Origin of the sequence: Streptomyces lateritius (assembly GCF_014649715.1) — a bacterium.
GTDB lineage: Bacteria > Actinomycetota > Actinomycetes > Streptomycetales > Streptomycetaceae > Streptomyces > Streptomyces lateritius.
The window spans coordinates 59,502-83,009 of the sequence record NZ_BMTO01000018.1 but is presented as its reverse complement, the minus strand read 5'-3'; the positions used below and the strand labels follow the sequence as shown (position 1 = coordinate 83,009).

Sequence of the window (23,508 nt, the reverse complement as noted above, 5' to 3'; positions counted from 1 at the left end):
GCCGGCCGCCCGCCGCGAACGCGCGGCGGAGTCGGGGGTGGGGGGCGCGCCGACGCTGCTGTCCAACGCGGAGACGTTCGCGCAGCTCGCCGTGGCCGCCCGGATCGGGCCGCGCCGCTACGGCCACTCGGGGCTGGACTCCGAGCCCGGCACGGTCCTGCTGACGCTCTCGGGGGCCGTCGCCCGCCCCATGGTGGTCGAGGTCCCGACGGGTGTCCCGCTGCGGTACGTGCTCCAGCTCGCCGGCGCCCCCCCGGTGCCCCAAGGCGTGCTCACGGGCGGCTACCACGGCAACTGGATCGACGCGGCGGCCGTCCACGACGCCGTCGTCTCGCGCGCGTCCCTTGCGGCCGTCGGCGGGGCGCTCGGGGCGGGGGCGATCCTGCCGATCGGTCCCGAGACATGCCCGCTCGGCGAGTCCCTGCGGGTGGCGAGCTGGCTGGCGGCGGAGACGGCGGGCCAGTGCGGCCCGTGCCGGCTGGGTCTCCCGGCGGCGGCCGGTGGCCTGTCGGACGTGCTGAACGGCGGCGGTCCGGCAGCCCTGGAGGCGCTGCGGGAGGTGACGCAGGCGGTGAAGGGCCGGGGCGCCTGCAAGCATCCGGACGGTTCGGCGCGCTTCTTCGCCTCGACCCTGTCGGCCTTCACGGACGACTTGGCCGCTCATGTCCTCGACGGTGGGTGCGGGCGGCCGACCAGAGGGGTCCTGCCGCTGCCCGCGGCCGGCTACCAGGACGCGGAGGAGTCGATCCCCAGCGGCGAGAAGCTGGCCGTCGACTGGACGCTGTGCCAGGGACACGGGCTGTGCGCGGACATCGTGCCGGAGCTGATCAGACTGGGCCCGGACGGCTACCCGGCGCTCGCCGACGCCTCCGTGCCGATGCATCTGCGGGGGCGGGCGCAGCGGGCCGTACGCCGCTGTCCCGCGCTGGCGCTCCGGATCGAGCAGGCGCCCGTGGAGCGTCCGGCGCTTCCGCCTGGCACGGGCCGTAAGGCGCTGGACTCCGGCAGGGGTTGATCCCTCCCCCGCCTCTCGACCGAAAGGAAGAAGCGGACCATCCGATCCGGATGGTCCGCTTCTTCGTTCTGTGGAGCTAAGGAGAATTGAACTCCTGACCTCCTGCATGCCATGCAGGCGCTCTACCAACTGAGCTATAGCCCCTTGCTGTCCGCCCCGTTCCGGGTTTCCCCCGCGGCGACAGACAGAACATTAACCGGCTCCTCGGGGGATCACCAAATCGTTTCCCCGGCGCTCGGAGGCCGCCGGGTAAGGTCCCCCTCTGTGACCGTGTCCGTGCTCGCCCGAACCCGCGCCCGCCAGTGGCCCCTCGCCACCGCCGCGGCGACCTGTCTCCTGTCGTTCATGGCCTTCTGGGTGGCGCAACGCCTCGCCCACGTGAACATGCTCGACGTGATGGTCTACCGGGCCGAGGGGGAGACGGTCCGCGCGGGCGGCGATCTCTACGCGATGCGCGCCACCTCGGCGAACCTCGCCATGACGTACCCGCCTTTCGCGGGGCTGCTGTTCGTCCCGCTGACGTTCGTCGGCGTCCCGTTGATGCGGACGCTGGCGACCGCCGGGAACCTGCTCCTCGTGGTCGCGCTGGTCCAGCTCTCCGTGCAGCTGGTCCGTCCCTCCCTTTCCCGTACACAGCTGTGGCGCACCACCCTCTGGGTGGCGGCGATCGTCGTCTGGTGCGAGCCGGTGTGGACGACGCTGCGGTACGGGCAGATCAATCTGCTCATCGCGGTGGCGGTGCTGTGGGACTTCACCCGTCGCGAGGGGAACCGCTGGGCGGGCGTCGGGATCGGGCTCGCCACTGCGGTGAAGCTCACACCGGGACTTTTCGTCGTCCTCCTGCTCGCCGCCGGTCTGCTCCTGTGGCGCCGGGAGAAGGGCTGGAACCAGTGGCTCCGCATGGCCGCCACGGCGACCGCGGTGTTCCTGGGCGCGACGGCGGTCAGTGCGCTGATCCTTCCGCACGACTCCAGGCGCTTCTGGACCGGGACGCTCTTCGAGACGGGCCGGGTCGGCTTCGCCGAGGAGACCGCCAACCAGTCGCTGCGCGGCGTGCTGGCCCGGCTGATGCACACCGATGACCCGGGCATGTGGTGGGCGGTGACGGCGGCCGTCCTGGGTGGCGCGGCGATGGTGCTCGCGGTGCGGGCCGCGCTGCGCGGGGACAAGGCGCTGTCCGTGATCGTCTGCGCCGTCACGGCCCTGATGATCAGTCCGATCTCCTGGTCGCACCACTGGGTGTGGTGCGTGCCGCTGCTCGTCCTGCTCGTGGACCGCCGGGACCGCGTGCGGCCCGGCTGGGCGGTGGCCGCCGTGGCACTGGCCTTCGTCTCGTTCGCGCTGTGGTGGGTCCCGCACGACCCGGGACGGCCCGAACTCGACCAGAACGCCGGTCAGATGCTGCTGTCGGCGGTCTATCCGCTGACGGTGACGGCGCTGTTCCTCGGATACGCCGGTCGCGCCCTGACGCGAGGGCGTCAGGCCGTGGCGAAGGAGTAGAACCGCTTGAGGGTGCAGTGCTCGTCGAGGAGCCGGCCGTAGATCGGCTCCCCTTCGAGCTCTCGGTACGTCTCGATGGGGTCGCCTTTTATGATCAGCGCCCGGGCGCACTCCTCGCACCAGTACTGGTAGTCGGTGTTGACCGGGTCCATGTCCCGGACAATGGGCGTACCGCTGCCGCACCAGTCGCACTTCCGCCTGTGTGCACCCATCACTCAGCTCCAGCTGTGGCCGCAGGACGTGCACACATAGGACACCCCGCCGTTGTCGCCGAGCACTTGGGCGACATGGGCGGAACCGCAGGAGGGACAGTCGAGCCGGGCTCCCGTCCCCTCGACCGGGGTGAGGCGGCCGGCGGGCTCGGCAACGGCATCGGCCTCGGTATCGGTATCGGTATCGGTATCGGCACCCTCGGCACGGCTCACGGCCATCGCACACTCCCTCCCGTCCGGACCCTCGTCCCCCTCCGGCCGTCCGATTCTGCCATGGCCCCGCAAGGGGGTCAGCGGGCTCGGCGTCCCAGGCCGGGCGCGGCGCCCAAGATCGAAGCCGCGGTCGGCGCGAGAGCGCAGGTCCACAGCGCTTTGCCGGAGGCATGGGCCCCCGGCGCATGCGGTCCTCCGAGGAAGAGTGTGCCGAAGGACGCGGCACCGATCAGCCGCCCGGGCTGGGTGACGGTGGCGCGCAGATGACCGGTGCCGGCGGCGTTCGCGGGCGGTACGGCGGCCGGCCCGCCGGCCGGCGCCGGACTGAACGCCGGCGAAAGGACCGCGCGCGTGCCGGCGAACTCCGGCCGACTGCGGGGTGCGTACGGCGGCACGTGGGTGAGCCCCGCGTGCCGGATCGTGACGTACGCGCCCGACAACGAGGAGAGCCGCCGTGCGGTCGGGACGCACTGCGAGAGGAGGGGCGGCACAACGACGAATCCCGCCCCCTGACGGGGACGGGATTCGGTGACTGTGGAGCTAAGGAGAATTGAACTCCTGACCTCCTGCATGCCATGCAGGCGCTCTACCAACTGAGCTATAGCCCCTCGTGTTCTTCGCGCTCCGCGCTGCGAACAAGAAGAACTTTAGCCTGTGAGCTGCCGGAAAGTGAAATCCGGGCCGTCGGGCGGCTCAGTCGTCGTCGCCGAGCACCGGTTCGGGCAGGGTGCCGGCGTTGTGCTCGAGCAGCCGCCAGCCGCGGGCGCCCTCGCCGAGGACGGACCAGCAGCAGTTGGAGAGCCCGCCCAGGCCCTCCCAGTGACGCGCCTCCAGGCCGAGCAGCCGGCCGATGGTGGTCCGGATCGTGCCGCCGTGGCTCACCACGACGAGCGTGCCGTCGGTGGGCAGCTTCTCGGCGTGCGCCAGGACCACCGGGGCGGCCCGGTCGGCGACCTCGGTCTCCAGCTCGCCACCGCCCCTGCGCACGGGCTCGCCGCGCTTCCACGCGGCGTACTGCTCGCCGTACCGCCCGACGATCTCGTCGTGGGTCAGTCCCTGCCACTCCCCCGCGTACGTCTCGCGCAGTGCGGAGTCGTACGCGACGGTGTGGCCGGTCAGGGCGGCGAGCTCACCGGCAGTGGCCGCCGCCCGCTTCAGGTCGGAGGCGATGATCGCGTCCGGCCTGAGCGAGGCGAGCAGCCGGGCGGACCGGCGCGCCTGGGCGAGGCCGGTCTCGGTCAGCTCGATGTCCGTGGACCCCTGGAAGCGGCGCTCCAGGTTCCAGGACGTCTGGCCGTGGCGCCACAGAACGATACGGCGGCCGCTGCCGCCCGTGGTGGCGCTCAGCTCAGCTCACCGTCCGTCCCGTCGGCGCCGGTCAGCGCGGCGTGCTCGGCAGCCTTGCCGCGGGTCTTCAGGGCGTCCTCGGGGAGCGGCAGCTCGGGGCAGTCCTTCCAGAGCCGCTCCAGGGCGTAGAAGACCCGCTCCTCGCTGTGCTGGACGTGGACGACGATGTCGACGTAGTCCAGGAGGATCCAGCGGGCGTCCCGGTCGCCCTCGCGGCGCACCGGCTTGGCGCCGAGCTCCTTGTTGAGCCGCTCCTCGATCTCGTCGACGATCGACTTGACCTGGCGGTCGTTGGGTGCGGAGGCGAGCAGGAAGGCGTCGGTGATCGACAGCACATCACTGACGTCGTACGCGATGATGTCGTGCGCGAGCCGGTCGGCCGCCGCCTGGGCGGCGGCGTTGACGAGCTCGATGGAGCGATCCGTGGCGGTCACAAGCAGGCTTTCGTCGGCGGTCAGAGACACATCAAGGGTCTCACGTACCGCCGACGCTCCCGCAAACCTTTACGACGAGGTCATTCCCTGGCACCGGGGATCTTGTAATCCTGCCCCAGGACCACCGTGACATCGGCGTTTCCGGCGGCCTTGCCCTTCTTGACCGCGCTCTCGGGCAGACCCAGGGTCTTGGCCACCTCGGCCGCGGTCGCCTTCTGGGCGTCCTCGCCGTAGAGGACCCGCGAGGTCTCCTCGGTGTCCGCCTTCGCGCCGCCCACGAAGGCGTAGCCGCCGTTGACCAGGACGATCCGGGCCGCCTCGGTCGCGTCCTCGCCGGTGGCGTCCCGGACCGAGACGCGGACCGCCTCGCCCTGCTCGGGCGCGCTGACCTTTCCGCCGAGGATGTCCTTGACCACACTGTCGGCGGCGCTCTCGCTCAGCGAGCCGTCGGGCTCCACGGGGAGCATCGCCGTCTTGTAGTCGCCGCCCTTGGCGTGCTCGGCGAGCCTGGCGAGCGAGGCGCCGAGGTCCTTTTCGGGCAGGGAGGGGTCCATGATCTGGACGAGCGTCGCGATCGTCTCCGTGGCGGCCTCGGGGTCGTCCGGCATCTTCCGCAGCACGCCGTAGAGGACCTGGCCGAAGCGCTGGAGCTGCTTGGCCTCGGCCTCGCCGGGCGCGCGGTAGGTGGCGTAGGCGACGGCGGCGCGGCCGTTGAGTGTCTGGTTCTCGCCCTTGGTGACGAGCGGCGCCTCGCCCTTCTTCGCGGCGGGCACGTCGGTGTCGGTGGTGATGTCGATGTTGCTGACGAGCTCGACCAGGTTCTCCAGGTAGGGCGTGTCCAGCCGCCAGGTACCGGTGATCTTCGTGCCCAGGAGGTTGCCGATGCCCTCGCGCGTGCCGCTGGAGCCGTCGTCCTCGACGGACTTGGCGAGCGTGGTCGCGGAGCCCTCGTCGTTGGCGACCGCGAGCGCGTCGGGGAGCAGGACGGTGGTGCCCTGCTTGGTCGTGGTGTTGTCGACCAGCAGGGCGGTGGAGGTTCCGCCGCCCTTGGTGTCGTGGAGATGGACGACGATCGTGTCGCGCTTCTGGGGACCGGTAGCGGTGTTCCGCTGCTGCTCGTCTCCGGCTGCGCCCGGGAGCTTGCCGGCGGACCAGAGATAGCCGACGCCGCCCACCGCGGCGAGGGCGAGGACGACGATCAGGGCGACGACCCGGTTGCGGCCGCGGCGCCTGGCCTCCTCGCGCCGCTCGGAGCGGCTCTCGGTGAACTTCAGCCAGTCGATGACGTCTTCGGAGTCCTCGTCGGGCTCCTCGATGAACGCGAACTGCTCGGTGCGATAGTCCCGAGCGCCGCCCTCGCCGTCACCGTCTTCGTCGCCTCGGGTCTCCGGGGACGGGCGCTGGCCCGGAACCCCGGGCGGGGCCGCCACCGGGGCGGGGGCGGCGGTTTCGCCGCGCGCGGACCACTGCTGCCCGGTGTGCGCCTGGCCGGTGTGCTGCTGCCCGTTGTCGTAGGACCCGTAGCCGTAGTCCTGCTGCTGCTGGGGCTGCTGCTGGTACGGGTCGTACGGCTGTTGCTGGGGGTACTGCTGGGGCTGCTGGTGCTGGATCGGTTGCCCGTAGGCGTCGTAACCGTAGCCCTGCTGCTGGACATGCTGCTGCGGGGCCTGCTGCTGGGCGTACGGGTCGTACGGCTGCTGTGCCTGAGGCGGGGCCTGCTGGTACACCGGCTGCCCGTACTCGTCGTAGCCGACGATCTGCGGCTGCGCGTAGTACGGGTCGTACGGGTTCTGCTGATCGTTCACCGGTGCCCCTCTCCGAGGCTCACTCGCCGCGGTACAACTGGCGCTTGTCGATGTAGCGCACCACGCCGTCCGGCACCAAATACCAGACCGGGTCGCCCTGCGCGACCCTCATCCGGCAGTCGGTGGAGGAGATCGCGAGCGCGGGGACCTCGACCAGCGAGACCCCGCCCTTGGGCAGACCGTCGTCCGTGAGGTCGTGGCCCGGCCGGGTGACGCCGATGAAATGGGCGAGCGAGAAGAGCTCGTCGGCGTCGCGCCACGTGAGGATCTGCGACAGCGCGTCGGCCCCGGTGATGAAGAAGAGGTCCGAGTCGCTGTTGAGGGAGCGCAGGTCCCGCAGGGTGTCGATGGTGTACGTGGGTCCGCCGCGGTCGATCTCGATACGGCTGACCGAGAACTGCGGGTTCGACGCGGTGGCGATGACCGTCATCAGATAGCGGTCCTCGGCCGCGGAGACGGCCTTGTGACTCTTCTGCCAGGGCTGCCCGGTCGGCACGAACACCACCTCGTCGAGGTGGAACAGGGCGGCCACCTCACTGGCGGCCACCAGGTGTCCGTGGTGGATCGGGTCGAACGTCCCGCCCATCACGCCGAGTCGGCGCTTGCCGCGACTGCCAGTAGGCACTTCCTGCTCTCCCATGCGTGCAGAGCCTACTGGCACGGCGGCGAACGCCTGAGCGGCGGTCGCCGGCTCAGCGGTCGCGGTTGAAGCGGGTGGTGATCCACAGCAGCAGGAGCAGCGCACCGAGCGCGCCGAAACCGGTGAGGTAAGGGCTGAGGCTTTCGTGGTTGCCGCCGTGCTCGCCCTGGGCGAGCGAGACCAGGTTGGATGCGGTGCTGTGGAGGCTCATCTTCGGCAGGACCTTATCGATCGGGGGTGGGAGCGGAGACTTCGCCCACATCGTATGCGGGGCCTCCGGGCACGCTCACGCCGACTCAGTCGTTGGCGTTGATGTTCCACGCTGCCCGAGTTGTCCACAGGTCGGTTGTCCACAGGCTCCGGCACACGCGGGCCCCAGCACCTAGGCTGGGACGGGTCAGGGGGACGAGCAAGGTCTCGTACGAACAGGGGGCATCCATGACCGAGCAGACCGCCAACGGAAACGGGAACGTGCCGAGCAGGCAGCGCAAGCGCTTCCCGGACATCTCCTCGCGGGCCTACGAACACCCGGCCGACCGCTCCGCCCTCGTCGCGCTGCGCAAGCTGACCGGTTTCGACACGGTCTTCAAGGCGCTCAGCGGGCTGCTGCCCGAGCGCAGTCTCCGACTGCTCTTCCTCTCCGACTCCGTCCGGGTGAGCGACGCCCAGTTCGCGCACCTCAACGACATGCTGCGGGACGCGTGTTACATCCTTGACCTGGAGAAGGTCCCGCCGATGTACGTCACGCAGGACCCGAAGCCGAACGCGATGTGCATCGGTCTGGACGAGCCGATCATCGTGGTCACCACCGGCCTCGTGGAGCTGCTCGACGAGGAGGAGATGCGGGCGGTCGTCGGCCACGAGGTGGGCCACGCCCTCTCCGGTCACTCCGTGTACCGCACGGTCCTGCTGTTCCTCACGGGCCTGGCGCTGAAGGTCGCCTGGATTCCCCTGGGCAATGTGGCGATCATGGCTATCGTGACGGCGCTGCGCGAGTGGTTCCGCAAGTCGGAGCTCTCCGCCGACCGCGCGGGGCTTCTGGTGGGGCAGGACCTCCAGGCCTCGATGCGCGGCCTGATGAAGATCGCCGGTGGCAACCACCTGCACGAGATGAACGTGGACGCGTTCCTCGCCCAGGCCGACGAGTACGAGAAGGGCGGCGACCTGCGGGACTCCGTCCTCAAGATCCTCAATGTGCTGCCGCGCTCGCACCCGTTCACCACCGTCCGGGCGGCCGAGCTGAAGAAGTGGTCCGAGACCCGCGACTACCAGCGGATCATGGACGGCCACTACCCGCGGCGCTCGGAGGACAAGGACGCCTCGGTGACCGACTCCTTCCGTGAGTCGGCGGGGCACTACGCCGATTCGGTGCGCACCAGCAGGGATCCGCTGATGAAGCTGGTCGGCGACATAGCCGGTGGCGCGGGCGACCTGGCGGGTGACCTGGGCGGGAAGCTGCGCAGCCGGTTCGGCGGCGCTGCCTCGCGGGGCGACGGGACCACCGGCGCTACGGGTGGGGCCGCCGACGGTACGCCGGGCGACGGCGGTACGGCAGGCGGTGAGGGCGGGAGCGGGAGCGACGGCCGGGGCGGTCAGAGCGAGGGCTGAGCGCTCGGATCGAGGGTTCCGCAGAGCGGGGAGGCGGCGGGCCGGCCCGTGGCGTACGGGTCGGTGACGGCGGGTTCCCCGCCGTCGGAGCCGGAGGCCCGCTCACCCGCCCGGAGAGGGCGCAGGGAGCCGCTGGTGTCGTCGCCGCAGGACTGGGGGCCGGCCTGGACGGCGCTGGTCAGCAGTTCGGCGCGGTGCATCCGCAGATCCTCGCGGTCGAAGCGGAAGTGGATCTCGCGGTGGACGGTGAAGAGCGAGGCCTGGCCCACCGGGCCGGCGCCCGACGTGGCGGGACGCAGGGCGTACGTGAACGTGTGGTCCGCGGTCACCTCCAGCATGTCGGTGGTCGTCTCCGCGAAGCGGAGCGTGCCCTGGACGCGGGGCGCGGGATCGGCGAGGGTCACCTCGGCCGGGTCGAACCGCACGAGCCAGCCCGAGACCGCGTGCAGTCCGTCGTCGAGCGGCGACTCGACGCTCCGGTCGAACTGCTCCAGCTGGTCGGGGTCGATCAGCAGCCTGGCGGGGCGGACCGTCTCTCCGGTCAGGACGTCGGGCTCCAGGGACGTGGCCACCAGGTAGTCCTTGGCGATGCTCAGGGCGGTGAGGACCTGGCTCTCCGAGAAGTGGCTGGTGCGTCCGGTGTGCGGGAGGTTGATGCCGGAGGCGCCCTCGCGGTACTCGGCGGCGGGGCTGCGGGCGAAAAGCTGGGCGGGCTCGCCGCCCGGCACGGGCCCCGTGGGGGCCAGCGGGACCATCGTGATGCGCAGGGGTTCGGCCCGCTGGTCGATGGGGGGCTGATAGGGGTTGCGGACACCGAGATAGATGGCCGTTCCGAAGGCGAGGAGGATCAGCAGCACGAGCAGAACGGCCTGGCCGGAGCCGCTTCTGCGCTCACGCACGGCGCGGGAGCGCACGGCCTGGGAGGGCTCGCCCATCCGCTCCTCGGCGGAGAACTCCTGAAGCCGGGCAGCGCGGACGAACGACTCGTCGAAGACGACGGATCGGTACTCGTCGTCACCGCCGCCGGGGTCGGGTGCCGTCCCCTCAGGCGGGTCGCCACGCCCTGCCATACCTTCAGAGTAGGTCGGACGAAGCCCTGGTAAACGCCCAGGTACACGACAAGTTCCGAAGATTTCCGACCTGTCACCCTCCTGCGCCCTCGGGTCACGGCGTGGGCGGAACGGCGGAGACCGGTGGCGCGGAGTAGGGGGCGGAGGCGGAGGGCGCGACGGCCGCCGGAGGAACGGCCCGGGGCTTGTCGATTCCCGTCGTGGCGGGCGCGGGCACCTTGTCCTGGCGGTTGGCGGAGGCGCCCCGGTAGACCGCGGTGAAGGCGAGGGCGACCATCCCGACGCCCATCACGAGGGCGAGCACCCAGGCGACCGGCCGGTGCCAGCGGGCACTGCCGCGGTAAGGGCGCAGAGCCCCTCCGTGGGGGCCGTAGGGGCCGGAGTCGTCGTCGGGGTCGTCCGGGTCGTAGCCGTCGCCGTAGGAGCCGCCGAAGGGGTTCGAGGGGTCGTAGCCGTCCTCGTGGAGCTCGTCCTCGCCCGGTCCGCCACCGGCGCGGGCCCGGGCGGCCTCCGCCTCGGCACGCGCCTGCGCCGCCGCGAGCAGGCGCTCCACGGCGGTCGGCTCATGAACCCGGGCAGCGCGTACGAAGTCCTCGTCGAAGACCACGGTGGCGAAGTCCTCGTCCGCGCCCCCGCGGTCGTCCCAGTTCTCGGGGTCTCCGCCGTCCGGAAACGGCTTGCCCCCCACGTCGTCCGGCACGCTTTTCAGAGTAGACCGGAGAGGGGGATTTGGGCAGGGAGAGTGCGGACCATCCCGGCCCGTCCGGTCGCCCGTGCGGCCCCCGTCCGGCGTCGCGGAGCGGCGCCGGACGGGGGAAGCGGGGGCTATCGGATGTGGCCGTCGCCGGTGACGATGTACTTCGTGGAGGTCAGCTCCGGCAGGCCCATCGGCCCGCGGGCGTGCAGCTTCTGCGTCGAGATGCCGATCTCGGCGCCGAAGCCGAACTGACCGCCGTCGGTGAACCGGGTGGAGGCGTTGACGGCGACCGTCGTGGAGTCGACCAGCTGGGTGAAGCGGCGGGCGGCGGCCTGCGAGGTGGTGACGATCGCCTCGGTGTGGCCGGAGGACCAGAGCCGGATGTGGGCGACGGCCGCGTCGAGCGAGTCGACGACGGCGGCGGCGATGTCGTAGGAGAGGTACTCGGTCTCCCAGTCCTCCGTGGTCGCGGGGACGACGGTGGCTTTGGAGCCCTCGGCCTGGGCGAGGACCCGCTCGTCGGCGTGGACCGTCACACCGGCGTCGGCGAGGGCGGCCAGGGCGCGGGGCAGGAAGGCGTCCGCGATGTCCTGGTGGACCAGCAGGGTCTCGGCGGCGTTGCAGACGCTGGGCCGCTGGGCCTTGGAGTTGATCAGGACGTCGACGGCCATGTCGAGGTCGGCCTGGGCGTCCACGTAGACGTGGCAGTTGCCGGTGCCGGTCTCGATGACGGGGACGGTCGACTCCTCGACGACGGTACGGATCAGGGAGGCGCCGCCACGCGGGATCAGGACGTCCACCAGGCCACGGGCGCGCATCAGCTCCCGTACCGAGTCACGGGACTCACCCGGGACCAGCTGGATCGCGTCGGCGGGCAGGCCGGCCCCGCCGACGGCGTCGCGCAGGACCTTCACCAGGGCGGTGTTGGAGGCGTACGCGGAGGACGAGCCGCGCAGCAGGACGGCGTTGCCGGACTTCAGGCAGAGGGCGGCCGCGTCGACGGTGACGTTGGGCCGGGCCTCGTAGATGATGCCGACGACGCCGAGCGGGACGCGGACCTGGCGGAGGTCGATGCCGTTGGGCAGGGTCGAGCCGCGGACCACCTCGCCGACCGGGTCGGGCAGCGCGGCCACGTCACGGACGTCGGCGGCGATGGCCCGAACGCGCTCCGGGGTGAGGGTCAGCCGGTCGACGATGGACTCGCTGGTCCCGGCTTCGCGGGCGCGAGCGACGTCCTCGGCGTTCGCCTCGACGATCTCGGCGGTCCGTACCTCGAGCGCGTCCGCGATGGCCAGCAGAGCGTCGTCCTTCGCCGCCCGCGGAAGTGGCGCGATCTGGGCGGCGGCGGAGCGGGCCCGGTAGGCGGCCTGCGCGACCGGGGAGAGGTTGTCGAGGGGCGTGAGCGAGGTCATGTCCGCAGGGTACTGGCACCGCTGCGGACATCCCTCACGTATCCCCCGCGCATCCCGCAATCCGAGACACCTCCGCCCCGCGCGTCCCGCAGTCCGAGACAGCCCCGGTGTCCGGCCCGCGCGCGAGGAGCCCCGCGGCCCTCAGGCCCACGCCAGCCCCGCGCGTCGGCCCCACGACAGCCGCACCGCAGACCCGGAACCCCCATCCCTGAGCCCGTCGGCAGCCGGCTCAGTAGGGGTGGACCCCCACCGGGGCGGCCGGCGGCGGGCCGTATCCCTCGGCGATGCGCAGGTGGTAGGTCTCGCGGTCGATGACCTCCAGGCCGACGATCTCCCAGGGGGGCAGCCTGGCGCTCTGCCGGTGCTCGCCCCACAGCCGCAGCGCGACCGCCGCGGCGTCGTGCAGGTCGCGGGCCTCTTCCCAGTAGCGGATCTCGGCGTGATCATTGGCGTAGCGACTGGTCAGCAGGAAGGGATGGTCGTGGGCCAGCTGCTCGAGCCCTCGCCTGACCTCCTTCAACGGGGCCTCGGCCCCCGAGACGCTCAGGGTGATGTGCCAGAGCTTGGACACCACCCGCTCCTCGCCACGTGCCTCACGTGTCTCGGTGTCCTGAACCTCGTCGAAGTCGGCTCCGGCCTCGACACTGGTCAGGGCGCGTTCGGCAGTCCCGCGGGGCAGTGCCCCTGGGCGCGCTCGTCTCACCGGCGGCCTCCTGTTTTGATGCGTGTGGTGCTGTACCCCGCCTTGTCTTGCCCCCGAGACAAAGTTGACCAGTCCGAGGCGGTACGTGGGGCGGTTTTGGTGAAGGTCTCTACCGGATGGCCGGACTTTCAGCCGTTTCCTCGCGGGATCACCACGGAATCGCAAGCGCGACGGGATCGCGGGCCGGGGTCAGGGGCGGACGACGACCAGGTCGTCCCGGTGGACGACCTCCCGCTCGTACTCCGGGCCGAGCTCCTTGGCCAGCTCCCGCGTGGAGCGGCCGAGCATCCGGGGGATCTCCTTGGCGTCGAAGTTGACCAGACCTCGGGCGACCGCCCGGCCCTCGGTGTCCCGCAGCTCGACCGGGTCGCCGGCCACGAACTCCCCCTCCACGGCCGCGATCCCGGCCGCGAGCAGCGACTTCTTGCCCTCGACGACGGCCCGTACGGCCCCCTCGTCCAAGGTCAGGGAGCCCTGCGGGGTGGACGCGTGAGCGAGCCAGAGCAACCGGTCGGCGGAGCGGCGGCCGGTGCGGTGGAAGTACGTGCCGGTGTCGCGGCCGGCCAGGGCGTCGGCGGCGCGGCTGGCCGAGGTGAGGACCACGGGGATGCCCGCGGCCGCCGCGATGCGGGCGGCCTCGACCTTGGTGACCATGCCACCGGTGCCCACGCCCGCCTTGCCGGCGGAGCCGATCTCGACGTGCGCGATGTCCTCCGGGCCGGTGACCTCGGCGATCCGTGAGGTGCCCGGCTTGGACGGGTCCCCGTCGTAGAGCCCGTCGACGTCCGAGAGCAGCACCAGCAGATCGGCGCGGACGAGATGGGCGACGAGAGCGGCGAGCCGGTCGTTGTCGCCGAAGCGGATCTCGTCCGTGGCGACGGTGTCGTTCTCGTTGACGACCGGCAGGGCGCCCATGGCGAGGAGCTGGTCGAGGGTCCGGTAGGCGTTGCGGTAGTGGGCCCGGCGGCTGGTGTCGTCGGTCGTCAGCAGCACCTGCCCGACGCGGACGCCGTACCGGGCGAAGGAGGCGGTGTAGCGGGCGACGAGGAGCCCCTGGCCGACGCTGGCGGCGGCCTGCTGCCGAGCCAGGTCCTTGGGCCGGCGGGTGAGGCCGAGCGGGGCGAGCCCGGCGGCGATGGCACCCGAGGAGACCAGGACGATCTCCTTCTCGCCACCGCTGCGGACCTTGGCGAGGACGTCGACCAGCGCGTCGACCCGGTCGGCGTCCAGGCCGCCGGACGCGGTGGTCAGGGAGGAGGAGCCGACTTTGACGACGACCCTGCGCGCTTCGGTCACGAACTGCCTTGCCTCGGTCACCTGCGTCGTCCCCACTCGCCTCTGCTTGCTGTCCGGCTACCCCCGTACACCTTCCGAAGGTTCCTCGACCTCGCAATCTACGCGAGCCGCCCCTGCCCTCGCTTGATCATTCCGTTCCGTGGACGAACCGTCCGCCGACGCGCCCGCCGACGCCTTCGCCCCGGCCCCGCCCGACGTCAGGATGCGCTGCGACAGCAGATAGGTGAACGGGATGGCGACGACGGCCGCGACCAGAGGCGCGACCCGGTCGTCCATCCCGGCCCAGGCCACCAGGACGTACAGGCCGACGCTCTGCACCAGGTAGTTGGTGACGTTGGTGAGCGGGAAGAGGGCGAACTTCTTCCAGGTCGGCCGTGTGCGGTAGGTGAAGTAGGTGTTCAGGAAGAACGAGCCGACCATGCTGAGCAGAAAGGCGAGGGAGTACGCCGCGAAGTACGGCATCCAGGGGTGCAGCAGCAGGTAACAGCCGTAGAACGTACCTGTGTTGACCCCGCCCACCAGGCCGAAGCGGAGAATCTGGCCGAATCGCCCGTGGCGAGGGCCGATGGCGGAAAGCCCGGTCATGAAGGTCACTCCTGGTCGGTGGGCAGACCGGCCACGGTACGGCGCCTCGATGACCGGCGCCCGTCGCGGAGATGTCCGGAAAGCCGCGCCTTCCGTACGCGGGAGGCGGACGCCGTCCGTACCTCCGTACGGACGGCGTCCGCCTCTCCGGCGAGCCCCCAGAAGCCCTGGAACCGGCTGTGTCAGCTCGAGGCCGGGACCGCGCGACGGGCGACCCAGCCCTCCCAGGCCGAACTGATCATGGAACGGACGTCGTGACGGGCCTTCCAGTCCAGCTCCGACTCGATACGGTCCGCGGACGCGACCACCCGGGCGGGGTCGCCCGGCCGGCGCGGTGTCACGACGGGCGCGATCGCGTGGCCGGTGATCTCGTTGATGAGGTCGACCATCTCCGCCACCGACACACCCTCGCCACGCCCGATGTTCAGGGTGAGGGCGGTGGGCTCGCCGGTCTCGCCCGACGCGGCGAGCGCGCGGGCCGCGGCCAGGTGCGCGTCGGCGATGTCGGCGACGTGGATGTAGTCACGGATGCAGGTGCCGTCGGGCGTCGCGTAGTCGTCACCGAAGATCTTCGGCGGCAGACCGGCGTCGAGGCGCTCGAAGACCATCGGCACAAGGTTGAAGACGCCGGTGTCGGCGAGCCGGGGGGTGGCGGCACCGGCCACGTTGAAGTACCGCAGGCAGGCGGTGGAGATGCCGTGGGCCTGGCCGACGGCCCGGACCATCCACTCTCCGACCAGCTTGGTCTCGCCGTACGGGCTGAGCGGCAGGCACTCGGTCTCCTCGGTGACGAGGTCGACATCGGGCATGCCGTAGACGGAGGCCGAGGAGGAGAACAGGAAGCGCTGGACACCGGCGCGAACGGCCGCGTCCAGGATGGTCTGCAGGCCCGTGACGTTCTCGCGGTAGTAGAACAGCGGGCGTTCGACCGACTCGCCGACCTGCTTCTTCGCGGCGAGGTGCACGATGCCGCGCACCTCGTGCTCGCGCATCACCCGGTCGAGGAAGTCGCCGTCCAGGACCGTGCCGCGCTCGAGCGCGACCCCTTCGGGCAGCCGCGCGACGTCACCGGTGCTGAGGTCGTCCACGACGACAACACGCTCGCCGGCCTCGGTCATTGCTTTGACGACGTGGGAACCGATGTATCCGGCGCCGCCGGTGATAAGCCAGGTCATCCAGGCAGTTTAACAACAGGCTCGAGTGAGTCCCGTCGCGCGGTACGGGCGCCGGACACACCGCCGCCGGCACGGGACTCCGCCTCGCCGGACGTCGTCCGGCGAGGCGGAACGGTCCGCGGATCAGCGATCGATCTCGGCGAAGGCCTGCTCCCACTGGTCGAGCACGTTGGACAGCGCCAGCTGACGGACGTGCTCGCGGCCCGCGGCGCCGTACCTGGTCCGCATCTCACCGTCGTCCATCAGCTCGCCCAGAGCCTCGGCGAGGCCCGGTACGTCGGCCGGTGTCACGAGGGTGCCCGTACGGCCGTGCGCGACGAGTTCGCGGACACCGCCGGACAGGTCGAAGCTCACACACGGCACACCACACGCGGCGGCCTCGGCGAGCGCCATGGGGCGTCCTTCACGCTCACTGCTGATCGCGACGATCGACAGCTCCCGGTAGACGGACTCCATGTCGCGGGCCGTACCCCGGAAGACGACCTGGTCACCCACGCCGAGGTCGGCGGCCGTGCGCTTCAGGTCACTCTCCAGCGGCCCCTCACCGAAGATGTGGAGCTCCCAGCCGTCCCGGCCCCCGCGCGCGGCGGCGAAGGCCTCGATCATCCGGTCGTACCGCTTGATCGGGTCGAGACGGCCCACGGCGCCGATCTTGCGAGTGTCCAGCGGGGCGAGGGCGTCGGGGTAGAACGGCAGCGGGTTGGGCATGACCTTGACGTTGGGCACCCGCTGGTTGCGGAACTCCTCGGCGTCGCCGTCGCTGAGCACCAGCGTCTTCTCGAGGCGGGGGTAGAGGCGCCTGATCAGACCGAGGTTGGGGCCGCGCTTCGCCTGGGCGAACGACTCGTGGTACTGGCCGATCCCCTTGAGGTGATCCCACTTCAGGGGCATCACCCAGTCCACCGCCCAGGGGGAACCGAAGACGATGTAGCCGTCGCGGACGGCCGTCAGCTTCTGCTCCAATTCGCGCCGGGCACGGTCGCGCTCGGCCCTCGCACGCCGCGTCTCGGCACGTCGGGCCAGGCTGAGCCGCTGTCCGACCGTGCGCGGCGGCGTCCGGGGGCGCGCAGGCTCGGCGTACAGCGTGGAGTGCGTGTAGGCCCGCTTCTCGTTGTACGGGAAGGGCTCGGGACTGGGGCGGATGCCGATCAGCTCCACCCGGTGTCCGCGCTCCCCCATGCCCTGGGCAAGGGTGTGCAGCACCCGCTGGGATCCGCCCATCGAGTCGACGTCGATACCGACGAAGAACACATTGCGGACAGGGGTGGCCTCAGTCATCGGTGCCGCCTTCGAAAAAAGCATCGACCACCATCTTGCTCGCGTGGCCGGTCTCGTACGAGCAGAACATTTCCTGGAAGCGCTGGTAGCGCTGCGTGTGCCGCTCCTTGACGCCCTCGATGTCCTTGACGGCGTCGGCGAGTTCCTCGGTCGTCGTCAGCATGGGGCCCGGCGCGATGTCCTCGAGGTCGTAGTACGTTCCTCGGTCACCGCCGCGGTAGGCCTCGTAGTCGTCGGTGTAGAGGAGGATCGGGCGCCCGGTGTTCGCGTAGTCGAACATCAGCGACGAGTAGTCCGTGAGCACCGCGTCGGACGCGAGCAGGAGGTCGTTGATGTCGGGGAACCCGGAGCCGTCCCGCAGGAAGTGACCCAGCTCGGGGTCCACCTTGAAGCGGTCGTAGGGGTGCGCGCGCACGACCACGATCCACTCGTCGGCGATGAGGGGGGCGAGCTCGGCGAAGTCCACCCGGATCGACTGACCCGACTTGCGGGCGTCGTCGCGGAAGGTGGGCGCGTAGAGCAGCACCTTCCGGTCGGCCGGGATGCCCAGGGTCTCGCGTGCGGCGGCCGCCCGGGCCTGCTGCTCCGGCTCCGACCAGCGCACGAGGACGTCGTTGCGCGGGTAACCGGAGCGGATCAGCTGGGCCGAGACCTCGAAGGCGGGGACGAAGGTGCGCTCGAACTCGGCGCTGGGACACACCAGCGCGTCCCAGCGGGCCACGCCGTCACGGAACTGGTCCTGCTGGGCGGCCGGCGCCTGGCGCAGCGAGGGCACGTCGAAGCCCATCGCCTTGAAGGTCTGGCCGTGCCAGGTCTGGAGGTATCGCGTGCCCTGCGGCTTCCGGTAGAGGTAGGGAAGGTTGTGCGAGTCGACCCAGTACGCGGCCTGGGCCAGGGCGCGCCCGTAGGCCCAACTGCCCCGCTTGACCAGCGTGACGTCGTCCGGGAACGAGGACGTGTCGCCGGAGTACGCCCAGACGACGTCGATCGGCAGGTTGCGCCGCCGCAGCTCCTCGTAGATGTACCGGGGGCTGTCGCAGTAGCCACGGCCCTCGGAGGCCTCGAAGACCGCGAGCGAGCGCTTGCGCGGCAGCTTGGAGATGGCGTCGTAGACGGTCGCCCGGCCCTCGTTGCCGACGAGGATCTTCTTGACCCGGCCGGCCTTCTTCTTCGCCTTGCGGGCGTACGGGCCGAGCGGCTCCAGGGCGCGCAGCACACCGGACCGCTCCCAGGTCACTTCCAGACGTCCGGTCCCGCGCTGCTCGGCGGCGATTTTGACGTGGTGGAGGCCGACCTTGTGGTAGGTCACGGTGGTCCGGCGCTCGGGCAGGTCGTGGGAGGTGAGCAGCACATCGGCGCGGCGGGCTCCCTCGCTCTCCAGCGAGACCACCGGGTGGCGGCGCGTGGCCACGCCGACGCGGCCGACGGGGACCCTGCTCAGGTCGAGGTCGACGGTGGAGGCGTACTGGCCCTCGCCCTCGGGGCGCAGGACGAGCGGGACCGACAGCGGCTTGTTGTGGGCGGCGAGCTTGACCGATGCCTTGACGTCGTCGGTGATCAGGCCGGCCGGATCGTAGGTGCGGATGTCGAGGCGCAGCACGGAGCCCCGCATCTCGACGGAGCGCAGCTCGTGCCGTACGCGTCCGCTGCTGAGGACCTGGCGCTTCAGGTGCCACTCGCTGATGTCGAGTTCGCTGCGGGCCGCGTCGTCGGCGGGGGCGACCGCGCCCCAGTACATCGCGTCGCCGTCCTCGGTCACGAAGCGCGGCGCGACCTGCGGTCGGCCCAACTGGCGTGCGGCGACCTGGAGTTCCTCAAGGCGGCCGGTGCGCAGCAGGTGGATGCAGATGCGCTCCTCGCGGGAGAGCCTGGCGTAGGTCTCGTCCGCGATCTCGTTCAGGTACGGGTTGACCACGTCCGCGAACTCGGCGACCCAGTCGGCGTCGCGGAACGGCAGGTCACCCAGGTAGAGACGGAAGTCGTGGCGGAGGAACTTGTAGTCCTTGTCCGGGCGGAGCCCGGAATGTCCGTGCTCGTCGAAGTAGGCGTCGATCAGCCGCGCGACCCCGATACGGTCGGCCACGTTCTGGATCTTGTGCCGGCTGGACGAGATCGACACGCTCTCGGGGGCCAGTCGCCAGGTGTAGACCGACCAGGGAACGACGGCGAAGGTCTCCGCGAGGGTGTAGGCCTGCGCGGAGAACAGCTGGTCCTCGTAGTGGATGCCCTCGGGGAAGGTCAGCCGGTTGTCGCGGATGAACGCGGTCCGGTACAGCTTGTTCGTCGACAGGTGGTCGAAGAAGTACTCGGGCTGCTCCGCGATGCCCTGGACCACGCGCTGCTCGGTGAAGAGATGCGGATACCACAGGCCGGTGGAGTCGTTCTCCTCGTAGTAACGGGTGACCTCGCCGGTGACGAAGTCGACCCTCGTCTCCTCGGCGACCAGCAGCATGCTCTTGCAGGCATGGCGAGGCAGCTCGTCGTCGCTGTCGAGGAACATGATGTGCGGCGCGCGCGCGACCTCGATGCCGCGGTTGCGCGGCGCGCTGCAGCCGCCGCTGTTCTGCTCGAGCCGCACGTACCGCACGCGCGGGTCCGCGGCCTCCAGCGACCGTGCGACCTGCTCGGTGCCATCGGTCGAACAGTCGTCGGCGATGATCACTTCAAGATTGTTCAGGGTCTGGTCGAGCACAGACCGAACTGCTCGCGGGAGCCGTTCCTCATCGTTGTAGACGATGACGACGACGCTCACATCCGGGACGTCGCTAGTCGGCATCCAAGTCCTCTCACAGTTCGGGCGCAACACATCGGGCACGAGTGTCAGCCGGCCGGCGATAGCGCTGCCGGCGCCATGGCGTGGCGCACATCGGGCTTCCGGTGGTGCGGGGGCGACGCGGCGGACCGCGCCGCAGTCACCCAGCGACCGGAAAGGCTACCTCGCGAGCGCAATTGTTCCATAATCGCCTTCGAGCCCCGCCGCTACGGCTCCCGGGTGAACACTCAGCGGCGTGCGAGGAGTCGCCGCAGTCGTCCGGAGAGCACCCGACGGGCACCGAGCGTGCCGTCGGCGAGACGCAGGATCAGCCCGCGCCGGGCGGAGACATGGGACTGGACGAGCAGGATGCGGGCCGTGCGGCTCATCACCACACCCCGCCGGCCCGCGTAGCCCTGCGGGGCCCTGACCTCCGTGACACCGCCGGCCACTCCGTCCGCGAAGCGCACCTCGGCGAGGACGGACCACGCGGCGAGCCGCCCGGCGCAGACAAGTTCGCTGGTGGGAACCCGTACGGAAGCGGTCCAGCCACCCTCGACGGGGGTCACCGGTGCCTCGACGGCGACCTTCCGGTCGGCGGCCACCCGCTCCGCGAACTCGACCCGCACAGAGGCGGGGCGCAGGGCGTCGGCCTTGCCGTAGAGATCGTGCACGGTCAGGGTCAGCCGCGTGGTGACGCCGACGGACACCGTTCCGTCCACGGCGATCGGCAGCTCCCGGGCCGACAGCTCGGCCAGACCGTCGAGCGGTACGTCGCAGGGAGCGTCGGCCAGCACCGGCCGGCCCGCGGCGGAGCGGTGATACGGGGGGATCAGACGGGGAAGGGGCGCGGCCAGCTCGACCAGCCGACCGAGGGCGTACGGCTCGGCGCAGGCCGCCAGCGCGCCGTGGATCCAGCGCGAGGGCGCGGTCGCGGAGGCCACCGCCTCGGTCTCGAAGGCCGACACGTACGCGCGGGCGGAGTCCCACCACCCGGCCCGGTACTCCTCCGACCGCTGGTTCAGCTCGCGCAGGTACATCGGCAGGTCGTAGTCGAGGAACTTGGTCTGCGCCGCGGTGGCGAGCGCGGGCTTTCCGGCGGCGCGGAACACCTCCACGACGGCCTGGTGGGCGGCGAGCCGGTGTTCCCAGTTCGCCAGGGAAGCCCGCCGCAGCGAGATCGAGAGGGTGGCGGCCTGCCGCCGGACGTGCCAGACGTACACGGGTACGTCGGTGACGGCGAGCCGGGGCGCGGCGGCGTGGACGCGGGCGACGAAGACGAAGTCCTCGTAGTGGAAGGCCCCGTCGGGGAAGCGGATGCCGTGCTCGTTCAGGAACGCGCGCCGGTACAGCTTGTTGACGGAGAGCGTGTCGAGGAGCAACTCGGGGTGGTCCTCGACACCGTCGAGCACGGTGCCGGGCAGAGCGGCGCCCTCGGCGGTGTCGTACAACCGCGCGGCCCAGGTCGTCTCCCTGCCCTCGGGGAGCTCACGGCGGACGCACACGCCGGCGACCACGTCCGCGTCGTGCCGGGTGGCGGCGGCGAGAAGCCCGTCGGCCGCCCCCGGCAGCAGCAGGTCGTCGCTGTCGAGGAACATGACGTAGGGGTGGACGGCGGCGGCGATGCCGTCGTTGCGCGGGGTGCCGCAGCCTCCGCTGTTGTCCTCCCGGGCGAGCACGCGCACGCGCGGGTCGCCGTCGAAGGCCGCCAGCACGTCACGGGTCGTGTCGCTCGACGCGTCGTCGACCACGATCACCTCGCCGACGACGTCACCCTGGGCCAGGGCGGAACGGACGGCGTCACCGACGTGCTCGGCGTCGTTGTACGCGATGACGACGACGCTGACTCGGGCCGAAGCGGGGGGCATGCGGGGGGTCTCGCTCACCCGTGAATCCTACGGGAGGATGCGTGACCCCCCTCCGGCTCCCGGCGTCGGCCCGAGCGGGTCGACGTCCCTTAGAACGGGTTGAAGTCGTCGAACTCGCGCTGGGCGTCGTCCCGCTCCGCGTCCCGGTCCCGGCGGCGCTGCGCGGCCGGACGCGGGGCTTCGAGACGGTGGTCCTCGCCTCGGCGGCCGAGCATCTCGGCACCGGCCATCATCGTGGGCTCCCAGTCGAAGACGACCGCGTTCTCCTCGGAGCCGATCGCGACGCCGTCGCCCGCGCGGGCGCCCGCCTTCATCAGCGCGTCCTCGACACCGAGACGGTTGAGACGGTCGGCCAGGTAGCCGACGGCCTCGTCGTTGTTGAAGTCGGTCTGGCGGACCCAGCGCTCCGGCTTCTCGCCGCGCACGCGGTACAGGTCCTCGGACTCCTCGTAGGTGACCGAGAAGCCCGCGTCGTCGACCGCCTTCGGGCGGATGACGATTCGGGTCGCCTCCTCCTTCGGCTTGGCCGCGCGCGCCTTCGACACGATCTCGGCAAGGGCGAAGGACAGCTCCTTCAGACCCGTACGGGCCACGGCCGACGCTTCGTAGACCTGGTAGCCGCGGGCCTCCAGGTCCGGGCGGATCATGTCCGCGAGGTCCTGGCCGTCCGGGATGTCGATCTTGTTGAGGACGACGATGCGGGGACGGTCGTCGAGGCCGCCGTACTGCTTCAGCTCCTCCTCGATCACGTCGAGGTCGGAGACCGGGTCACGGTCGGACTCCAGGGTCGCCGTGTCGAGGACGTGCACGAGGACCGTGCAGCGCTCGACGTGGCGCAGGAACTCCAGGCCCAGGCCGCGGCCCTGGCTGGCGCCCGGGATGAGCCCCGGGACGTCGGCGATCGTGTAGACCGTCGAGCCGGCCGTGACGACGCCCAGGTTCGGGACGAGCGTGGTGAACGGGTAGTCCGCGATCTTCGGCTTGGCGGCCGACAGGACGGAGATGAGCGAGGATTTGCCGGCGCTGGGGTAGCCGACGAGCGCCACGTCGGCGACGGTCTTCAGCTCCAGGACGATGTCGCCCATGTCGCCGGGCTCGCCGAGGAGCGCGAAGCCGGGCGCCTTGCGGCGGGCCGAGGCCAGTGCGGCGTTGCCGAGGCCGCCGCGGCCGCCCTGGGCGGCGACGTACGTGGTGCCCTCGCCGACGAGGTCCGCGAGGACGTTCCCCTGCTTGTCGAGGACGACGGTGCCGTCGGGCACGGTCAGGACGAGGTCCTGGCCGTCCTTGCCGGAGCGGTTGCCGCCCTCGCCGGGCTTGCCGTTGGTCGCCTTGCGGTGCGGGGAGTGGTGGTACTCGAGGAGCGTGGTGACGGACTGGTCGACGACCAGGATCACATCGCCGCCACGGCCGCCGTTGCCGCCGTCCGGGCCGCCGAGCGGCTTGAACTTCTCCCGGTGAACGGAGGCGCAGCCGTGGCCTCCGTTACCCGCGGCGACGTGCAGCTCGACGCGGTCCACGAAGGTGGTCATGGTTCTGTGCCTCCAGAGTTACTTACGTGCGGAATGTCTATCTAGTAACACGCGAAAGGCGGACCCGCTTCCCGTTACGGGAAGTGAGGTCCGCCTCCGCAAAAGAACCGATCAGGCGACCGGAACGATGTTCACGACCTTGCGGCCACGGTGGGTGCCGAACTGCACCGCACCGGCGTTGAGGGCGAACAGCGTGTCGTCGCCGCCGCGGCCGACGCCCGCGCCCGGGTGGAAGTGGGTGCCACGCTGGCGGACCAGGATCTCACCGGCGTTGACGACCTGACCGCCGAAGCGCTTCACGCCGAGCCGCTGAGCATTGGAGTCGCGACCGTTCCGAGTGGACGATGCGCCCTTCTTGTGTGCCATCTC

General features: G+C 71.0%; 22 protein-coding genes and 2 tRNA genes. 3 read left to right on the top strand and 21 right to left on the bottom strand.

Features of this window, described 5'->3' with window-relative positions; all coding sequences use genetic code 11:
- Nucleotides 1-1,015: NADH-ubiquinone oxidoreductase-F iron-sulfur binding region domain-containing protein (locus tag IE136_RS30125; protein WP_189601892.1), on the top strand; the 1,015-nt coding region annotated here is incomplete at its 5' end.
- A gap of 71 nt (nt 1,016-1,086) precedes the next feature.
- On the opposite strand, the gene IE136_RS30120 is transcribed toward IE136_RS30125, so the two are convergent.
- Nucleotides 1,087-1,159: transfer RNA gene (locus tag IE136_RS30120), tRNA-Ala, on the bottom strand.
- A gap of 120 nt (nt 1,160-1,279) precedes the next feature.
- Here IE136_RS30120 and IE136_RS30115 point away from each other — a divergent pair.
- Nucleotides 1,280-2,515 carry a glycosyltransferase 87 family protein gene (locus IE136_RS30115; RefSeq protein ID WP_189601891.1) on the top strand — a complete coding sequence of 412 codons (1,236 nt, stop codon included), beginning with the start codon at nt 1,280-1,282 and terminating at the stop codon, nt 2,513-2,515.
- Here IE136_RS30115 and IE136_RS30110 read toward each other — a convergent pair.
- The 8 genes from IE136_RS30110 to IE136_RS30070 all read right to left on the bottom strand — a co-directional run bounded on the left by IE136_RS30110 (nt 2,494) and on the right by IE136_RS30070 (nt 7,377).
- Entirely contained in the window at nt 2,494-2,727 is a 234-nt protein-coding gene (locus tag IE136_RS30110; RefSeq protein ID WP_158987222.1) for a hypothetical protein, read from the bottom strand. The genes IE136_RS30115 and IE136_RS30110 overlap by 22 nt on opposite strands.
- A 3-nt stretch (nt 2,728-2,730) precedes the next feature.
- Nucleotides 2,731-2,946 carry a hypothetical protein gene (locus IE136_RS30105; protein WP_158987224.1) on the bottom strand — a complete coding sequence of 72 codons (216 nt, stop codon included), beginning with the start codon at nt 2,944-2,946 and terminating at the stop codon, nt 2,731-2,733.
- Between the two features lie 529 nt (nt 2,947-3,475).
- A tRNA-Ala gene (locus IE136_RS30095) sits at nt 3,476-3,548 on the bottom strand.
- 85 nt (nt 3,549-3,633) lie between these two features.
- Nucleotides 3,634-4,287, bottom strand: coding sequence for a histidine phosphatase family protein (locus IE136_RS30090; RefSeq protein WP_158994263.1), 654 nt, complete (start codon nt 4,285-4,287; stop codon nt 3,634-3,636).
- Nucleotides 4,284-4,721 carry a ribosome silencing factor gene (gene rsfS, locus IE136_RS30085; protein WP_158987228.1) on the bottom strand — a complete coding sequence of 146 codons (438 nt, stop codon included), beginning with the start codon at nt 4,719-4,721 and terminating at the stop codon, nt 4,284-4,286. Before rsfS ends, IE136_RS30090 begins: the two co-directional genes overlap by 4 nt.
- Before the next feature lie 80 nt (nt 4,722-4,801).
- Nucleotides 4,802-6,526, bottom strand: coding sequence for an LCP family protein (locus tag IE136_RS30080; RefSeq protein WP_189601888.1), 1,725 nt, complete (start codon nt 6,524-6,526; stop codon nt 4,802-4,804).
- Nucleotides 6,527-6,545: 19 nt separating this feature from the next.
- On the bottom strand, nt 6,546-7,166 hold the full coding sequence (nadD, locus tag IE136_RS30075; RefSeq protein WP_158987237.1) for a nicotinate-nucleotide adenylyltransferase: 621 nt from the start codon (nt 7,164-7,166) through the stop codon (nt 6,546-6,548).
- A gap of 52 nt (nt 7,167-7,218) precedes the next feature.
- Nucleotides 7,219-7,377 carry a hypothetical protein gene (locus IE136_RS30070; protein ID WP_189601887.1) on the bottom strand — a complete coding sequence of 53 codons (159 nt, stop codon included), beginning with the start codon at nt 7,375-7,377 and terminating at the stop codon, nt 7,219-7,221.
- Between the two features lie 227 nt (nt 7,378-7,604).
- Here IE136_RS30070 and IE136_RS30065 point away from each other — a divergent pair, with 227 nt between their 5' ends.
- A complete protein-coding gene (locus IE136_RS30065) occupies nt 7,605-8,774 on the top strand; it encodes a M48 family metallopeptidase (protein WP_158987239.1) in 1,170 nt (389 codons plus the stop codon).
- Here IE136_RS30065 and IE136_RS30060 read toward each other — a convergent pair.
- The 12 genes from IE136_RS30060 to rpmA all read right to left on the bottom strand — a co-directional run bounded on the left by IE136_RS30060 (nt 8,759) and on the right by rpmA (nt 23,505).
- Nucleotides 8,759-9,844 carry an SCO2583 family membrane protein gene (locus IE136_RS30060; RefSeq protein ID WP_189601886.1) on the bottom strand — a complete coding sequence of 362 codons (1,086 nt, stop codon included), beginning with the start codon at nt 9,842-9,844 and terminating at the stop codon, nt 8,759-8,761. The two genes, IE136_RS30065 and IE136_RS30060, sit on opposite strands and share 16 nt — an antisense overlap.
- A 94-nt stretch (nt 9,845-9,938) precedes the next feature.
- Entirely contained in the window at nt 9,939-10,544 is a 606-nt protein-coding gene (locus IE136_RS30055) for an SCO2584 family spore wall biosynthesis protein (protein WP_189601885.1), read from the bottom strand.
- Between the two features lie 125 nt (nt 10,545-10,669).
- Nucleotides 10,670-11,953 (bottom strand): glutamate-5-semialdehyde dehydrogenase, encoded by a 1,284-nt coding sequence (locus tag IE136_RS30050; protein ID WP_158987243.1) that lies wholly within the window; start codon nt 11,951-11,953, stop codon nt 10,670-10,672.
- 229 nt (nt 11,954-12,182) lie between these two features.
- Entirely contained in the window at nt 12,183-12,656 is a 474-nt protein-coding gene (locus IE136_RS30045; RefSeq protein WP_158987245.1) for a DUF8830 family protein, read from the bottom strand.
- A 189-nt stretch (nt 12,657-12,845) separates the two neighbouring features.
- On the bottom strand, nt 12,846-13,973 hold the full coding sequence (gene proB / locus IE136_RS30040) for a glutamate 5-kinase (protein WP_158987247.1): 1,128 nt from the start codon (nt 13,971-13,973) through the stop codon (nt 12,846-12,848).
- A gap of 36 nt (nt 13,974-14,009) precedes the next feature.
- Nucleotides 14,010-14,537, bottom strand: a complete 528-nt coding sequence (locus tag IE136_RS30035) for a GtrA family protein (RefSeq protein WP_229819300.1) — start codon at nt 14,535-14,537, stop codon at nt 14,010-14,012.
- A 182-nt stretch (nt 14,538-14,719) separates the two neighbouring features.
- Nucleotides 14,720-15,712, bottom strand: coding sequence for a UDP-glucose 4-epimerase GalE (gene galE / locus IE136_RS30030; protein ID WP_189601884.1), 993 nt, complete (start codon nt 15,710-15,712; stop codon nt 14,720-14,722).
- A 123-nt stretch (nt 15,713-15,835) separates the two neighbouring features.
- Nucleotides 15,836-16,990 carry a glycosyltransferase gene (locus IE136_RS30025; protein WP_158987249.1) on the bottom strand — a complete coding sequence of 385 codons (1,155 nt, stop codon included), beginning with the start codon at nt 16,988-16,990 and terminating at the stop codon, nt 15,836-15,838.
- Nucleotides 16,983-19,766, bottom strand: a complete 2,784-nt coding sequence (locus IE136_RS30020; protein ID WP_189601883.1) for a CDP-glycerol:glycerophosphate glycerophosphotransferase — start codon at nt 19,764-19,766, stop codon at nt 16,983-16,985. Before IE136_RS30020 ends, IE136_RS30025 begins: the two co-directional genes overlap by 8 nt.
- Before the next feature lie 224 nt (nt 19,767-19,990).
- A complete protein-coding gene (locus tag IE136_RS30015; protein WP_308432493.1) occupies nt 19,991-21,628 on the bottom strand; it encodes a glycosyltransferase family 2 protein in 1,638 nt (545 codons plus the stop codon).
- 71 nt (nt 21,629-21,699) lie between these two features.
- Nucleotides 21,700-23,139: a GTPase ObgE gene (gene obgE / locus IE136_RS30010; protein WP_158987253.1), complete on the bottom strand. Its 1,440-nt coding sequence runs from the start codon at nt 23,137-23,139 to the stop codon at nt 21,700-21,702.
- 111 nt (nt 23,140-23,250) lie between these two features.
- Nucleotides 23,251-23,505 carry a 50S ribosomal protein L27 gene (gene rpmA / locus IE136_RS30005; protein ID WP_030961848.1) on the bottom strand — a complete coding sequence of 85 codons (255 nt, stop codon included), beginning with the start codon at nt 23,503-23,505 and terminating at the stop codon, nt 23,251-23,253.
- Nucleotides 23,506-23,508: the final 3 nt, after the last annotated feature.